Source organism: Burkholderia sp. USMB20 (assembly GCF_000949135.2).
Taxonomy (GTDB): Bacteria; Pseudomonadota; Gammaproteobacteria; order Burkholderiales; family Burkholderiaceae; genus Burkholderia.
This window is the reverse complement of the sequence record NZ_JTAN02000021.1, coordinates 329,642-346,286: the sequence shown is the minus strand read 5'-3', so window position 1 is coordinate 346,286 and position 16,645 is coordinate 329,642. Positions and strand designations below refer to the sequence as shown.

General features: G+C 63.9%; 12 protein-coding genes. All 12 read right to left on the bottom strand.

What is annotated here, in order from left to right; all coding sequences use genetic code 11:
• Nucleotides 1-38: 38 nt before the first annotated feature.
• Nucleotides 39-1,508, bottom strand: a complete 1,470-nt coding sequence (locus tag PL79_RS31905; protein WP_082088560.1) for an efflux transporter outer membrane subunit — start codon at nt 1,506-1,508, stop codon at nt 39-41.
• A gap of 6 nt (nt 1,509-1,514) precedes the next feature.
• On the bottom strand, nt 1,515-2,645 hold the full coding sequence (locus PL79_RS31900; protein ID WP_044845653.1) for an ABC transporter permease: 1,131 nt from the start codon (nt 2,643-2,645) through the stop codon (nt 1,515-1,517).
• A gap of 1 nt (nt 2,646) precedes the next feature.
• Entirely contained in the window at nt 2,647-3,573 is a 927-nt protein-coding gene (locus tag PL79_RS31895; protein ID WP_044845654.1) for an ABC transporter ATP-binding protein, read from the bottom strand.
• On the bottom strand, nt 3,570-4,484 hold the full coding sequence (locus PL79_RS31890; RefSeq protein WP_044845655.1) for an HlyD family secretion protein: 915 nt from the start codon (nt 4,482-4,484) through the stop codon (nt 3,570-3,572). The genes PL79_RS31895 and PL79_RS31890 overlap by 4 nt, the downstream gene beginning before the upstream one ends.
• A 93-nt stretch (nt 4,485-4,577) precedes the next feature.
• The gene (locus PL79_RS31885) at nt 4,578-5,792 is read right to left on the bottom strand and encodes an alpha/beta hydrolase family protein (RefSeq protein ID WP_044845656.1); all 1,215 of its coding nucleotides are present in this window, start codon (nt 5,790-5,792) and stop codon (nt 4,578-4,580) included.
• On the bottom strand, nt 5,785-6,993 hold the full coding sequence (locus PL79_RS31880) for a phosphoadenosine phosphosulfate reductase domain-containing protein (protein WP_135801195.1): 1,209 nt from the start codon (nt 6,991-6,993) through the stop codon (nt 5,785-5,787). Before PL79_RS31880 ends, PL79_RS31885 begins: the two co-directional genes overlap by 8 nt.
• Nucleotides 6,990-8,135, bottom strand: coding sequence for a hypothetical protein (locus tag PL79_RS31875; RefSeq protein WP_135801194.1), 1,146 nt, complete (start codon nt 8,133-8,135; stop codon nt 6,990-6,992). Before PL79_RS31875 ends, PL79_RS31880 begins: the two co-directional genes overlap by 4 nt.
• 852 nt (nt 8,136-8,987) lie before the next feature.
• Nucleotides 8,988-11,060 (bottom strand): Na/Pi cotransporter family protein, encoded by a 2,073-nt coding sequence (locus PL79_RS31870; protein ID WP_044845659.1) that lies wholly within the window; start codon nt 11,058-11,060, stop codon nt 8,988-8,990.
• Nucleotides 11,061-11,752: 692 nt separating this feature from the next.
• Nucleotides 11,753-12,016: a translation initiation factor IF-1 gene (gene infA, locus PL79_RS31865; protein ID WP_011355053.1), complete on the bottom strand. Its 264-nt coding sequence runs from the start codon at nt 12,014-12,016 to the stop codon at nt 11,753-11,755.
• Between the two features lie 461 nt (nt 12,017-12,477).
• The gene (locus PL79_RS31855) at nt 12,478-12,681 is read right to left on the bottom strand and encodes a cold-shock protein (RefSeq protein ID WP_006751843.1); all 204 of its coding nucleotides are present in this window, start codon (nt 12,679-12,681) and stop codon (nt 12,478-12,480) included.
• A 306-nt stretch (nt 12,682-12,987) separates the two neighbouring features.
• The gene (locus PL79_RS31850; protein ID WP_044845660.1) at nt 12,988-14,067 is read right to left on the bottom strand and encodes a Rieske 2Fe-2S domain-containing protein; all 1,080 of its coding nucleotides are present in this window, start codon (nt 14,065-14,067) and stop codon (nt 12,988-12,990) included.
• A 76-nt stretch (nt 14,068-14,143) separates the two neighbouring features.
• Nucleotides 14,144-16,621, bottom strand: a complete 2,478-nt coding sequence (locus tag PL79_RS31845) for an efflux RND transporter permease subunit (protein WP_044845661.1) — start codon at nt 16,619-16,621, stop codon at nt 14,144-14,146.
• Between the last annotated feature and the right edge of the window lie 24 nt (nt 16,622-16,645).

Sequence of the window (16,645 nt, the reverse complement as noted above, 5' to 3'; positions counted from 1 at the left end):
GGCGATCCCGGCTCCGTCTTCCGCATAGATGCCTGCCGTCAACGCGCAGGATACGCGTCGCCACCGACGGCGGCAAAAAACGAAACCGTACTGGCCATCCTGGCCGCGCGCAGGCGAATCAACTCCAGCCGCGTCAGATCGTACGCATACTCGGCACGTAGCACGCGAAGCCGATCCGAGCTGCCGTTCTCGAACTGACGCCGCGTCATCTCGAGAACGGTCTGCTGGCGGCGAGCGACGGCGCTACGGGCCTGCAGCGCCGTCGTATCGCGATCGATTTCGGTCATCGCATCGGCCACGCTCTGCAATCCGCTGAGCACCACCTGCCGGTAGTCTTCAAACGTCGCATCGTATGCGGCATACGCCGCGTCCCGCGACGCACGCAATTCTCCACCGTGAAAAACCGGTGCGCTTAGCTGGGCACCGATATTCCAGATCGTCGTGCCGCCCGCGAACAACTGGCCGAGCACCAGCGGCGACGCCCCGATGCTCGCGCCCAGTTCGATCCGCGGGTAAAGATTGGCCGTGGCAACACCGGCCAGTTCACCGGCAATGTGCAGGCTCGCCTCCGCTGCGAGGATGTCGGGACGTTGACGCACGAACTCCGACGGAACCGTCGACGGCAGGTCCCGTGGCAACTGCAAATCGTCCAGACGAAACCGCGGCAGCGATTCGGGCGATGGAACACCCGCATAGACCGCGAGTTGAAACCGGACCTGCTGCAGTTGCGCGCGCAAGGTCGCCAGTTCCCCCTCGATTCGATCGACGTCCGAATCGCCGTCGATCGTTTCCCGATAAGCCACGCTGCCGATTGCATGGCGATCGTGCTGCGTCTGCCGGACGGCCTGCCGGTTCTGCAACACGCCTTCGTTCAATTCGATTTCGTCGCGCAGCCGCCCTTCCCGGACCGCCGCGGCCGCGATATTGCCGGCCAGCGTCAGGCGTGCCGCGTCTGCCTGATGCTTTCTCAGCGCCGCTTCGTATCGTTTCGCGGCGATCCGATGGCGCTGCGCACCGAAGAGATCGAAGTCGTATCGAACGCTCACGTTCGTGTTGTACAACATGAATGGCGACGGGTTCGGAATCATCGGCAGGCCGGCCGCAGCGGTATTCAACTGCTCCTTTTTTGCCGACGCGCCGAAATCGACCTGCGGATAGCGACTTGCTCCGCGCTGGCCCTCGACATACTTCGTGGCTTCGACCAGCCGCGACTCCGCACTCCGCACGGACGGACTATCCTGCATCGCCTGCTCGACGAGTGTATCCAGCGCCGGCGAGCCAAAGCGCCGCCACCAGCGCGGATCGCGTGCGGCCGGCGCGGAAGCGCCGTCGCGTTCGGCCGATCCGGCGCTCATTCCCATGAAGGTGGAAGGCAATGCCAGATCGCTCGCGGAACGAGAGACGAACGCGGGATGACGGCACCCTTGCCCCAGGACGATGGCGACCGCGATCGGCAGGAGCGCAATTGCGCGGCAAGCACGGCGGCCGGGATGTGTTCGTTGTGCCATCGTCGTTCAATCGAGCGTGGTTCTGTACGCGAGCAGGCCGACGGTCATTGCAACCAGCGTGAAACCGACCATCGTCGCGGCATCGGGCCAAACTTCATTCCATCCGCTGCCCTTCAGGAGGACGCCGCGAATGGCCCTGTTGAAATAGGTCAGCGGCAATCCGTTGCCGATCATCCGTGCCCAGCCCGGCATGCCGGCAAACGGGAACATGAATCCGGAGAGCAGGACGCTTGGCAGAAAATAGAAGAAAGTCATCTGCATCGCCTGCAACTGATTTCGCGCGACCGACGAGATGGCGATGCCGACCATCAGGTTCGCGAGGATCAACAACGACGCGAGGCAGTAGACCGTCACCGGATTGCCTTCGAACGGCACGCTGAATACGAACCGCGCCGCCAGCAGGATGATCGTGCACTGCAGGATGCCGATCACGATGTACGGAACGATCTTTCCGCAGATCACCTCGATGGACGTTGCCGGTGACGCGAGGATGTTCTCGATCGTTCCGCGCTCACGTTCACGCGTGATGGCGAGACTCGTCATCATGACCATCGTCATCGACAGGATGACGCCCATCAGGCCCGGAATGATGTTGTACTGCGTAATGCCGGCCGGATTGTAGATCTTGTGCACACGGGCAGAGAATGCTTGCGGCGGCGCGGCTGGCGCCAGCGCTCCCGTCAGATCCTTGTTCAGCACCGTACGCGTCATCGTGTTGAACGCGGCGATCGCATTTCCCGTTGCCGCGGGATCCGTCGCATCGGCCTCGACCAGAATTTCCGGCTGCTCGTCGCGCACCAGCCGCCGCGAGAAGTCGTGCGGCACGCTGACCACGAACTGCACGCTTCCCTTTTGCAGTGCGTCACGTGCCGCGCGCTCGGAAAACAGGCCCCCCTGGATATCGAAATAGCCTGTATTGCGCATGCCGGCGACGAGTGATCGCGAGAATTCGCTTGCGTCGTCGGCAAGCACGATCGTCGGAAGATGCCTTGGATCGCTGTTGATCGCGAAACCGAACAGCGCCAGCTGCACGATCGGCAACACGGCGATCATCCCGAGCGTCACGCGATCGCGGCGGATCTGCAGGAATTCCTTCGTCACCATGCTCCACCAGCGGGAAATCGAAAATCCGGTCATGTCAGCGTGGCTCCCCGGATCCGTCCTTCATCAAGTGCAGGAAAACGTGTTCCAGATTCGTTGCGACTCTCTGGATCTCGACGCCATCGCCGCCGACCATTTCGAGCGTCGCGCCAAGCACGGCCTCGTCACGCCCCGAAACGTGCAGCACACGCCCGAACGCAATCACCTGCTCGACGCCCGGCCGCCCCTTCAGCCGGTCGTTCAATCGCACGAGATCTCCCCCGGACAGCGACCAGGTATGGAGCGCATGCCGCCGTACGAGCTCGCCGGCCTCGCCGTGCGCCAGCAGCGTCCCGTACGAGATGTAGGCGAGCTTGTGGCAACGCTCGGCCTCGTCCATATAGTGCGTGCTGACGAGCACCGAAATGCCGCGGGCCGCCAGACGGTGCAGTTCCTCCCAGAATTCCCTGCGCACACCCGGGTCGACGCCGGCTGTCGGCTCGTCGAGCAGCAACAGCTCAGGCGACTGCAACAGCGCAGCCGCAAGCGCCACGCGCTGCTTCCAGCCGCCCGACAATGAACCGGCCAGTTGGTTCGCTCGCGATTCCAGTCCCATTTCGGCGAGGATCCGTGCGACACGTTCCTTTCGCGCGTCGATCGCATACAGTCGCGCGACGAAATCGAGGTTCTCCCGCACCGTCAGGTCCTCCCAGTACGAAAAGCGCTGCGTCATGTAGCCGACCCGCCGCTTGATCTCCTGGCGCTGCGTCAGGATGTCGAATCCGAGGCAGGTCCCGCTGCCGGAGTCCGGCGTCAGTAGTCCGCACATCATGCGCAACGAGGTCGTCTTGCCGCTCCCGTTCGGACCGAGAAAGCCGAATATCTCGCCACGGCCGACCTGCAGGCTCAGGTTCTTGACGACGTGCCGCGCGCCGAAATGCTTGTTCAGCCGATGCACCTCGATCAACGGCGGTGCGTGGTTCATCGCGTCACCTCGACCGGCAAGCCCGGATGCAGTCCGCGCGCATCGGCGGTGTCGGGTCGCGCCTCGACGAGAAACACCAGTTTCGAACGCGCGTCGTTGCTGTAGATGACGGGCGGCGTATATTCCGCGTCCGATGCGATATGTGTGATCGTTGCCGAATAGCCGCGTGCGCACCCGTCGCATGCGAGCTTCACGACATGACCGACGCGCAGATGAGGCAGCGCGACCCCGGGCACGAAGAAGCGCACCTTCGTATTGCGATCGACGAGAATCTTGACCACCGGTTTGCCCGCGACGACCCACTCGCCCGGCGTGAAGAACGTATCGACGACGACACCCTTTCCAGGTGCCTGCACGGACAGTTGCCGGTACTGCGTCCGCAGCCGTTCGTATTCGGCCTGAAGCGCGTCGGTGCTCTGTCGTTGCGAACGCAGCTGACCGTCTCGTGCCGGCAACCGCGCCGTCTTCAGCTGACTGGCAAGTTCGCGTACTCGTGCTTGGTCCACCCGCGCCGCCGCGCGCTCGCTTTCGAGCTGATCGAGTGAAATCGCGCGTATTTCGTAGTCGGCTTCGGCACGGGCGAGCCTTTGCGTCGAAAAAACCGCGCTCGCCCGCGCCTGTTCGAGCTGTGCCTTCACCGCATCGATTTCCGATGAACGCTTGCCTTGTTCCAGGTCGCCGAGCACGTTCCGCGACGATTGCCACTGGTGATACTGGCGCTTGATCGCCTGTTCCAGGTCGGGCGCATCGATCTCGAAGACGCCCGCGCCCGCGTCGACACGGTCACCACGCGCGGCACGCAATGTCTTCAGGTTCCCCGAGTACGGCGCCGACAAATAGGAAAACTGCCCTTCGATATAACCGTGATACGTTTCCGGCAACTGGGTGCAACCTGTGGTCAGGAGGCACACGCAAACGAAACCGTACCCGACCCGCCGAGGCGTAAGCGTGATGCGTTCCATAGTGAAGAAACCGAATGTTGCACGGTGGTATGCGACGACCGATTACGCGGTCGGCAAACGACGGTCCGGCTGGCATCGCGCGGCGGTTCGCTGCGTGTAGGCGTCGAGAAACTCGGCGGCAGCCGCACGCCGGATTTCCGTCACGTATTGCGTGCAGCAATGGTCCCCGTCGTCGAATAGCGTCAGCTTGATGCCGTCGGTCAGCCCGAGCCCGTTCAACGTATCGCGCAGCCATGTCTTGTCCGCGACCGACACAAGCGGGTCGCGTCCGCCATGAACGATATGGACGCGGGCGCGGATCTTGCCAAGCATCTTGACGTCGCGGATGGCGAAATGGTCCGCCGCCGCCCGGGCATCCTCGAGCGACGTGATGCCGAGAATCTGGCAAAACTTGCTTTTCAGGAAGAATGGCAGCTTGTTGTAGTCACGCGCGTCGACGGGGCCGCCCAGATCGAGAATCGCGCTGACACGCGCGTCGGCCGCCGCGATCTTGTAGGCCCACATGCCGCCCCAACTGATGCCGGCGATGGCATAGCCTTCGGTGTCGATCTGCGGATGGCTGCTCAACGCGTCGACGGCCGCGACGATCGCCTCGTCGAAGTTCTCGGGCCACGTCGTGCCGTCGATCAGGAACGATTCGCCTTGCCCGGGACCATCGATGCACATTACGGCAAAACCCGCTTCCATAAACAGCAGTTCGCTCGCGAGATGCTCCTCCTTGACGTCGTCCATGCCGTGTACGATGACTACCAAGGGACTCTTCCGCAACGACAACGACATCTCCGGCAAATGCAGGTTCGCCCACATCGGATTGTGTTGCCAGTCGATACGCAGGCGGGCGAATCGCGCGCCGAATGCCCGACGTTCTGCCTCGACGTAGAAGTCACGACAGTGCCGATATGCGATCGTCTTTGCATCCGAAAGCGGCAGGCAACCCCACTGAACCAGATGAGCGAGGAACGACAGACGCCGGTAGTGTGCGATGGCCTCCTCGTCGGACATCCGCGGCAGCATTGCCTCGACCTGCCGAATCTCGCCTTGCAGAAATGCCATGCCCTTCGTCGGCCAGTCCGAGAGACCGTGCATCGCGGCAAGAAAGCGATCCAGCGTGTTCTGGTCGAACAGCGCCGCCCGCCAGCGATTCCAGAACGGCCGAGTGATGTTCTTCACACCCACGACGCGCGACAGCGCGAAGACGGCGCGGCTCAGGATGTGATCGGTAAAGGAGTAGGTTTCGGTTTCGCTCAGGTTACGCATCGTGATTGCCCTTTCGAATCGCCACGCCGAGTTCGGCGGCCTCCTGCTCACTCAAGCCGAGCATCGTTGCACCGAGACGCACGATGGCCGGATCGGGCGAGCCGGACGCCGCCTGGTCCGGGGCGTGCCCGAGCCGACGCTCGTTCGCGTCGATCACCTGATACAGATCGAAACCGAATCGCGAACGCATGACCGCCCGACCCAGTTCGTTGATCATGCAGTTCGAACTGCACGCGCCCGTGTTCTTCGGGAGAATCCAGTCATATCGCTCGATATGAGCAATCTGGGCCTCCCGCTCCGGCTTGCGCACGAGTTCGTAGTACGGGACGAGCACGGTCGGAAACCTGATGTCGTCGGGATCGGCGTCCAGCGAGCCCGCGTGGTCCGGAATCGCTTTCCGAAACGGCTGCACGAACTTGGCGACGAGATCGTTCACTTTCGGCAATGCGCGCGCCGACAACACGCCGGCACCCTCGAGATTCAACCGGTTCTGCCCTTTTTGCGTGCCGATGAAACAAAGCGGAATGCGATGGCGATTCGCGAATGCGCTCGCGCTGACCGCGATCAGCGAAAAGCACGGCCAGCACGCGGAGCCGTACGTCATGGCGCCTTTCTGCAGATCGACATCCGAGTTCCCGTCGATCGAGAATCCCGATCGGAACAGCGCATCCGTGAGCGCCTTGTCGGGACGTTCGATCACCAGTGGAATACCAAGCTTCGCGGTAACGCGCCGCGCGCTCTCGAGGGTTTGCGGCGACTGGTAGCCGGGATCCAGCATCCACGCACAAACGTTCACCCCTTTCTCGGCGAGTTGAACCAGCATGTAGGTACTATCCTTGCCGCCGCTGTAGAGCACCATCGCGGAATAGGTCGAACGTGGCTCACGCGCCGGAATCGAATCGAGCATGGCCGCTGCCGATCCGAGGCTGGCGTCGCCAACGAACGGCAGGCGTTTCGCGACCGAGAGCGCCTTGTGATGCCACGTGCGCTCGCCGTCGGCGGCGGAAATGATCGAATCGAGCAACCATTCGTGATCCGCATCCGGTTCGTACTCCGCGCGCCGGTCGGATTGCATGCCCGAACAGTGTGTGCACAGCCCGGATGCCACGATCTCGTCGGCGTCGGTGCCGTTCATCAGCGCGTCGTAACGCAACGGCATCCCGCAGCGGGTGCATCCGCGATGGATCGGGATCGTCTTCACGAACGACCTCCCCGCGCGCCGGAGGGTCCGGCCGCATTGCCTAGAAAGCGGCGGAAAGCGGCGACATCGAGCACATGCTTACCGCACTGGAGCGGCGGAATCCCGAACTTCATGTCATCGAATGCGCGCTCGTAGGCAAGCAACTGCGCCGTATCGGCCTCGCCGATATTGCTTGCAAGCCGCGGCAGGCTCGCGCGTAACAACCCTTCGGCGAGGCACGACCATGAAACGACGCTGCCGTGTCCGACGTCGTCGGCGAAATCGAACGGGAAGAACGACCGGTATGCGATCTCGCCTACATCGACAAGCCCTGCGTCGCACGGGAGGATGTCGCCACGCGCCCGCACACGCGCCCACGCCGCGTCGCGATCCCAGCAATAGGGCTGGCTGTCATCGAGCAGGATCGTACCGGCGCGCACGAGGTCGATATCGAGGATGGAAGGCGTGCTGACCGCGCTGACAATGACGTTGGCATCGAGATAGCACCTGCTGTCGTCCGGCAACGCGTAACGCGTCGGAAGCACCTCGACCGATACCCGCATCGGAGAACCTGCCGCCGCTTCCTCCGCGAGAGCGCGAACCCTGTCCCGCTGCTGCAGCGTGTCGACGAGGATCAATTCCGCGGGCCGAGTGGCCCGGGGCGAATGCGCCAGCAGCCTGGCCACCCCCGCACCCACGCTGCCGGCGCCGAGAATGGCGAGGACGGCGTCGCCTCCGTTCAATCCCGACTCGGACAGCGCCTTGTCGAACTGGCGGACGATCGAGACCGACGTCACCGCATGGCCGGTCGTCAATTCGAGACCGAGTTCCTTCGAGCGCGCTTCGATGCGGCGTCCGTAATTCGTCAGTGCCCCGGTTAGTCCACCCAGACAGACATGCCGCGCGCCCATAGCGGCCGCCTTGGTCAACCCCTCCTTCTCCATGCGGCTGCGGCTGGATGCGCGCTTTCTCGGGTCGATCATGTCTTCCGCGAGAATCGGCAGAAACAGGATGCCAATGTTGATGTCCTGCGCCTCGATGATCTCGCCGTAGACGGGCTGCAGACAGTCCAGCAAATCTGCGAGCGCGTTGCCGTCGAGCATGTCTGCCCAAGGGAACATCCGCGCAACGTCGGCGCGGTCGCGCGGATGTGTCAGCAGCACGACGTCGACATCGCGCGCCGGACCACGTCCCAGCCATTTTCTCTGCGCGGAAGGACCGAAGTAGATATTCGATTCTGTTGCCGCCGGAGACTATTTTCTTTCATCCATTGGTGTACTTCCATCGTTTCAATGTGAATGGACACGATCGAACCATTGAAAACTAATCCAACAATTCGATCGAATCTTAAAAATCAAAAACTCAAATAATATTTGCCAAGCAAATCCACGAAGGCAGAATGATCCGCCATCGTCACTTGAGACATTCCACGCGAGAGAATCGAGGCCAAAGACAAAACCGAAACCATCCGGGTCGACGAAAAATTCTATTTTTCCAAACTCAATGCGTCAACACGAAAACGAATGGCGATTATTTTAATTTTGAGATTAAGTCGATAATTACCACTTTGAAACAAATTGGACACTAGTACCAGTACTAAATCGAAATCCCCGGCCGAATAGAATCGTTCGCAGGCCTCAATAGTACGGCGGCGGCCGGATTCGATCATGGAAATTCAGCATTGCAAACAGTGGCCTCATTGTGCCGAGAACGACAAACGAGCGAATTTCGTTGATCGGGTCGCTGGCGCAGGCGCGACGCTGTCGGCTCCGATGTTGCGATGGTGATCGTTCTGACCCCGTGACCGGTGACGCCTGATCCCGAAAACCAATATGGCCGTCGATCAAGTAGGGTGAGGAGCCCCCCTCAGCCCTCTCACACCACTGTGCGAGCCGTTCGTCGAAGATTTCCTGCGAGACGCGGCCGCTCGAACATTGCGCACGCTTGATGCGGTGATTTGGAGCCGGTAACCGAATCGGCCGCCACGCGATCGGCAGCCCCCGGCTTCCTTGTTGTCACCGCCCCTTGCTCAGAAGCACGACAACCAGGATCGCGACCAGCGCAGCGAGCCATTTCAAGCCGGTGGACACCTTGTCGAGCCTTTCCGTCAGCGCCACGACGGGATTCCCGTCGTCCGTGCGCAGCGGCATCCGCGCTGACCGGCCATCTCCCGGCAGACTGACCTTCGGGAGATCGATGGCGAGATACACGACGTATCCGCTGGCGATCGGCGCCGCCTTCAATGCGTTGCCATCCTCGCCGGGTCTCAGGAACACGCGCAATCCCCCCGCCAGCACGGCACCGGGCGGGATCGACGTGTAGACGTCCCGCAGGCACAGCCCGGCCTTGACGGCTGTGACCTGTCCCGCCTCGACGCCGTCGGCAAGTGCCTGCATGCTGCTCGCCGGCACGTCGCACCATGCCCACCACTGAGCCGGTTCCTGCATCTCGTCATCGGACTCGTTGTAGCCGAGCCGTGCCGTGCCAAGCGGATCGTCCGAATGGGTGATGCCCAGTTCGTCCTGCAATTCGCGAAGGCCGTGCCGTTCAGGCTGGCCGATCTCGCGAGCCGCGAAGGTGATGTGTATCGTGCGCGTGCTGTTCTGCACGTCACCCATGATCGACAGACAGCAGTCGTCCAGACTCGCCGTCCCCTGGACATAGGTCGAAAGCGTCGAATGCGTTGTCCCGCCGGCCGGCTCCAGGCGCCTGACGACCTGGATGTCCTGCAGGGTGAGCCACAGCGACTTCGCCGGGTAGTACGTCTGCACGTTGCCGTCGGCGCCAAGGTGCTCGACCGTATGGCCGGCGGATTTCCCGATTTCGATGCGATGACGCGGGTCCTCCTGTAGCCGGTCCTCGCCTGCATGCCGGTGCCGTCCCTCGTAGCCGGCAAGTTGTCCGGCATCGGGGCGCGTCAGCGGTGTCCGGGGCGCAATCCTGACGTTGTCGAGAACGTCGTCGTGGGTACGGACTTCCGTGACCGACGCTCCGGCACGGGCGATCGATGCGGCACGGGCTCGTGAACGTATCCCGTATCGCGTGTCGACGACGGGAAGCACATCACGGGCTTCCATGCCGAGCGTGATCCCGGGCACCTGTTCCGCGAGCGGATCGGCGTACTGCGATCGGGACGCGGCCGAGACCTTCACGAGCGAAGGAAGCAGTCGGGTCAGCAGGTCGGCGTACGGGACCAGCAGCGGCAGGAACAGGCCGGCCAGCGACAGGTTGAACAGCGTATGGAAATCGGCCACCACCCGCCCGTTGTCCGGTTCGATCCTGACCATGACGCAGCCGATCGGCGTCAGTGCGACAAGCGCAATCACCACGCCGGCCGACAGAATGAGCAGCATGCCGACCGGCACGCATCGGGAGGCAGGATCGTGTGTCGCGGTCTCCTCCAGCACCGGGCGGATGGCCACGCCCAGGTTGGCACCCAGCACCAGTGCGAAAGCCGTATCGGGGGGAATGACGTTTTGCGCGCACAGCGACATGATCAGGAGCACGATCGCGACGTTCGAATCGGCGGCCCAGGCCAGGCCGGCCGCCAGCAGGACGTCGATCAGCGGTATCGTGGATGCGTCGCTCAGCAGCATCCGAAGATTCGGTGCATCCTCGTAGTCCGTCATCAACTCCTGCAGATGATGCAGTGCGAGCAGCAACAGACCCAGGCCGATGAGCGTGCGCCCCAGTTCATGAGCGCATGTATTCGATACCTTGCGGAACATCAGCACGCCAACGAGGATCAGGGCGGGCGACACGGCGCCGACTTCGAACGAAAGCACCTGCACGAGCAACGTCGTACCCACGTTCGCGCCGAGCACGACGGCCAGTGCCGGGACAAGGCCAACGCGCCCCTGCGCGGCGAGCTCGCTCGTCATGACCGCGGTCGTCGTACTGCTCTGCAGCACCGCTGTTACGCCCATGCCGCCGAAGAAGGCAGGGAGTCGCCCGAAAAGCGCCCGTTCCAGCAGCGACCGCAGGCCAGCGCCGAACGCGCGCTGCATGCCGGTCTGAAGCATCTGCGTCCCGAGCAGCACCAGCGCAATCGAGCCGGCGAGATCGACCAGCGTGAACGTGAATGTCATGACTCTGGGCCCCAGACGCCGACCGGTTGTTCTTGTAACGTTTCCCGTCGTGAAGTTCGATCACGCCCGTCGCCGGCCGGCGAGGAAAGGCGAACTCGAATACGTCTTGTCACGACGGAGAAACGCACGACCGAACCGTAGATCACGCGACGGGCCTTCCCCCGAAGACGCCGTGCGCCACGTTACGGTCACCCACGGCGGTTTCCATGAAATCATGCGCCCGCAGGCACATCCCCGCTGCAAGTGGCGTGCCACCAATGCGGGTCGGGTGCGCAAGGCGCGTTGGAACTGAAAAATACGGAGATGGGCCCGGTGGGCGAATGAATGTGTTGCAGCGTTGATACAGGCCTGACTCTCTCCTGCATCGGCCCGCGTTGATTGCCGCCATCACGCTCGCCCGGCGACCACGTGGTGGCGTCACCGTCACGAGCGGACCGAGCACGCCGCTGTGCCGACACATCGGCACGTTTCGAAATTGAAACGCGCGGTGCGATACGTGGATGCGTACAACTGGATGGGAGCGGAGCGCGCGCTATGGACCGGCGCTCGTCGAAGATGGCTCGCCGATGTCGAATCCGCGAACCAGACCGGCGAACGGCGCGAACTGCGCCGCCCATCCGGTGTGCCCGGCCGCATGACCGGGCCGGACGGGTTTCGATCGGTGCGGCGTTGCGCCGCCCGATCGCTACTACTTAGCGACGCGGTTGCCCGGTGCGCGGCGGACGCGGCGAATTCGCGTCCTTGTGGCGGAAGTTGATACGCCCCTTCGTCAGGTCGTACACCGACAGTTCCAGCGTCACACGGTCACCCGCGAGAATGCGGATGTGGTTCTTGCGCATGCGGCCCGACGCATACGCGCCGACCACGACGCCGTTTTCCAGCGTGACACGGTATTTGCTGTCCGGCAGCACTTCGTCGACGATTCCGTCCAGTTCCAGCAGTTCTTCTTTTGCCAAACCAATTCCTCCAGACAAGTGAGTGACCGCGGCCGCGGCGAGCCACCGGCGCCGTGTCCCGCAACGGGACGGCGGCCGGCAGGATGCCGGGTATCAATTCGTTCAGACGGGCGACGGGCCCGCCTTGCAATCGGAGCCCGGCGCGTTGCGGCGGTCGGGCGGTCAGTGGCGGCGATGCGATCGGCACCGCGCAAAGTCGGGACCGCGCCGCGTGCGGCATGGCGACGGTCTACTCGGGTTGCAGCATGGGCCGCTGGCGACACGGCGAACGCGTCGCGAGGGCGTTGGATCGCACGTCGTACGGACGTGCGATGGATGAGGGAAGCACACGACCGATGCATCGTGAATGCCGCGATGCATCGGTCGTGTGCGTCGGAACGCGCTGGACGCCGGCTCGGGCCGGCCTCCGCGCGAGATCCGTCCGGCAGCGGCCGCCGCTTGGCGACCGCTGCCGATACGGCTTACTGCGGCGTGATGTTCGACGCTTGCAGACCCTTCGGGCCACGCTTCACTTCGTAGCTGACCTTCTGGCCTTCGGCCAGGGTCTTGAAACCCGTGCCGCGGATTTCAGAGAAATGGGCGAACAGATCGTCGCCGCCGTTGTCCGGGGAGATGAAACCAAAGCCCTTGGTTTCGTTGAACCACTTGACGGTACCGGTATCCACAAATACTTCCTTAATACGAATGAAATGAACATGCGCCCGTGACGGGCACAGAAAGAATCAAAGAGGGAGAGACCAACGACTGCCGCACGCCGTGCGGCCAATGATGAGCAATCGAGCTTCTTGAAGACTTCGGTCTCGGACACTACGCGGTGCAAGCCGATCCGTCAAGTCCTTTCGATGCGACGCGTGCGCGCGGCAGCACGCGTCGCCTTGTCCGGCGGGCGTTCGCGGCAATCGGGAGGCGTAGCGATACGCCCCCCATTTTTCCCGCCACTCGCCACGCCGCGCCGTGACTGCGCTATTGCATTACTGCGGTTCGAACACGTGATGCAGCGCCGGCGGCGTCTCGCCGTCGCGGATCTTCATCTCGAACGACTTGCGCGCGACGCTCGACGGCCGCACGTCGGCCGCGTCCAGATAGAACTGCGAATACCAGTCGCGCATCTGGTACAGCGGCCCGTCGCCTTCGCACAGCAGCGGGTTGTCGATCCGCGTCTTGCTGTGCCAGATGTCGACGTCCTCGTAGAACGCGCGCTGCGCTTCCTTCACGTAAGCGTTCGCGATCTCCAGGTTCTGCGCGTCGCTCAGGCCGGCCACCTTCTTCACGATCACGCCGTAGCGCAGCTCGAAACTGTTCATGTCGATCGGCACGTGGCAGTTCAGCAGCACCGAATGGATCGGCTGCCCGCCGCTCTGCCCCGTCATCTGCGTGATGTGCACGGCCGGCCCGAAATACGTCGACAGCGCGGTCAGGCTGTCACCGCCGAGCTTCTCGCTGCGGCCGACCATCAGCTGCGTCGCCTTGTGATCCTCGAACAGGTTCGCGAAATAGTCGATCGGCGCATGGTGAACGGTCGCGAAGTGCGCGACGTCCGAGATGTTGTCGACCAGTTCGCGGCAGTTCGCGTTGATCACCATCTTGTCGACGACCCAGTCCGACCATTCGTCGGAGAAGCACACGTCGAGCCTCGGAATCGCGACTTCCGGCGGCGGCGCATTGCCTTCCGGGTCGTTCCACACGAACAGCAGGTTGTTCTCCTCGCAGGTCGGCCACGCGCCGATGCGCGCCTTCGGCGGAATCCGCTTGCAATACGGAATCGACGCGCACTGCCCTGCGCCGTTCCACGCCCAGCCGTGGAACGGGCAGACGAGGTTGTCGCCTTCGACCGTGCCGAGGCTCAGGTCGGCGCCCATGTGCGGGCAGTACGCGTCGACGATGTTGATCCTGCCGGTCGAATCGGCGAACGCGGCGAGCTTGCGGCCGAAGATGTTCAGCGTGTGCGGCTTGCCGTCCTTGTAGTCGCGGGCGAGGCCGAGGCAGTGCCAGCCGCGCGCATAGCGCTGCACGAGCGGCTGGGCTTCGATCTTGTAAGGGCGTGCGGACATGTGGGTTGACTCCTCTTTGGGAACGCGCGGCGGCCCGCCGCGCACCGGGGTAATGGGGGTTCGGGGGTTGCGTCGTTCAGCGCGCCGGATTGCCGGGTTCGAGCGCGCGCGTCGGTTCGCGCGCTGGTGCCGGCGCAGACGACGCAGACGACGCGGACGGCTGCGTCAGTTGCGCCACGCGGCGCTCGGCACGCTCGACGCCGAGCCATGCGGCCAGCGCGGGCAGCAGGAACACCGCGCCGAACAGGTTCACGAGGAACATGAACGCGAGCAGCACGCCCATGTCGACCTGGAACTTCAGCGCGGAGAACGCCCACGTGCCGACGCCGATGAACATCGTGACGGCCGTGAACAGCGCCGCGGTGCCGCGCTGGCGCATCGCGTCGGCGAATGCGTCGGGCAGCGTCGCGCCGTGGCGCAGGTCGTGCTGCAGGCGTTCGTACAGGTAGATCCCGTAGTCGACGCCGACGCCGACACCGAGCGTGATCACCGGCAGCGTCGCGACCTTCAGCCCGATTCCGAGCCGCGCCATCACCGCGTTGCACAGGATCGACACCAGCGTGAGCGGCACGATGATGCACAGCACCGCGCGCCACGAGCGGAACGTGACCGCGCACAGCAGCGCGATCGCGCCGAAGATCGACAGCAGCATCGCGACCTCCGCGTCGCCGACCGCCTCGTTGGTCGCGGCCATCACGCCGACGTTGCCGCCCGCGAGCCGGAACGCGACGTTCGGCGTCGGGTTCTCGGCCGCGTAGCGCTTGATCTCGTCGACGATGTGCGCGATGGTCGTGCCTTCGTGGTTCTTCGTGTAGATCAGCACCTGGATCGCCTTGCAGTTCGCGGTGTTCATCCCGTTGTCGGGGTCGAACGCGTTGGAACCCTGCGTGAGCCCGTCGCTGGAGCGCGGCAGCGCGGCCCAGCGCGGATTGCCTTCGTTGAACGCGGCGATGAACACCTTGCCCTGCGACGCGACGCTCGTCACCGACTGCACGCCCGCCACGCCGCGCATGTTCATCTCGAACTTCTCGATCGCGCTCATCACAGGGTAATGCAGGCACGCGTCGTCGAAACCGGTCGTCTCGACGATCACCGACAGCACGTCGACGCCGATGTTGTACTGGTGCGTGATCGCCGCGTTGTCGACGTTGTAGCGCGAGTTCGCGCGCAGCTCCGGCGCGCCGGTGCCGATGTCGCCGATCTCGAGCCTGCGCGACTCGAGCGTGCCGTACGCGAGCAGCGCGAGCGCCACGGCGAACACGCCGAGCGCCGGCGCCGGCCGCGCGAACAGCGCGAAGCGCGACCACATCGGGCTTCCGCCGGCCGCCGCGGTGCGCTGCGCCCGCGCGAGCGTGCCGCGTTCGAGGCGCGTGTACGACAGCAGGATCGGCAGGAACACCTTGTTGGTGACGATCATCAGCAGCACGCCGAGGCACGCGGTGATGCCGAGCTCGCGCACGATGTCGATCCTGATCCGCATGATCACCATGAAGCCGAGCGCGTTGGTCAGCAGCGCGACCGTGCCCGGCACGAACAGCTTGCGGAACGCGTCGCGCGCGGCCTCGGCCGACGCCGCGCCGCGCACCAGCGCCTGCTTCCACGCATTGGTCATCTGCACCGCGTGCGACACGCCGATCGAGAAGATCAGGAACGGCACGAGGATCGACATCGGATCGATGCCGAGCCCGAGCAGCGGCAGCGCGCCGAGCAGCCAGACGACCGGCAGCAGCGCGACGACGAGCGCGAGCACGGTGGTCTTCAGCGAGCGCGTATAGGCGAACAGCAACGCGGCCGTCACGAGGAACGCGAGCGCGAAGAACGCCATCACGCCGGCGATCCCCGCTTCGACGTCGCCGACCAGCTTCGCGAAGCCGATGATGTTCACGTCGATGCCCTGCTTCGCGTAGCGCGCGCGGATTTCCTCGAGCTGGCGCGCGACCGCGCTGTAGTCGAGCCGCTTGCCGGTGGCCGGATCGGTCTCGCGCAACTCCGCGCGGATCAGAGCCGACTTCAGGTCGTTGCCGACAAGCCGGCCGATCTGCCCGGAGCGGGCGACGTTGCGGCGCACCTTCGCAAGGTCGTCCGGGTTCGCGCTCGAGAACTGGCCGGGCACGACCACGTCGCCGCGAAAACCGGCTTCCGTCACCTCGGTGTAGTGCACGTTCGGCGTGAACAGCGAGAACACGCGCGAGCGGTTCACGCCGGGGATGAAGAACACGTCGTCGGTCGCGTGGCGCAGCGCGTCCATGAACGTCTGGTTGTAGATGTCGCCGTCGCCCTTCCAGCGCAGGCTGACGAGGATCGTGTTCGCACCGGGGAACGCGCCCGCGTAGCGCTCGAACACCTGCATGTACGGGTGCTGCATCGGGATCATCTTGTTGAAGCCCGGATCGAGCTTCAGGCGCGTCGCGGACAGGCCGAGCGCGAGCGTCAGCGCGACGCACAGCAGCATCAGCAGCCGGCGCTGCCGGATGATGGTATCGGCGCAGCGCTCGACGAACGCGGCGAGGCGCGACGCGGGAACGGCTTCGGTGGAGCGTGACAGGTCGTTCATGGATTTCTCGTGTCGGAACGGACG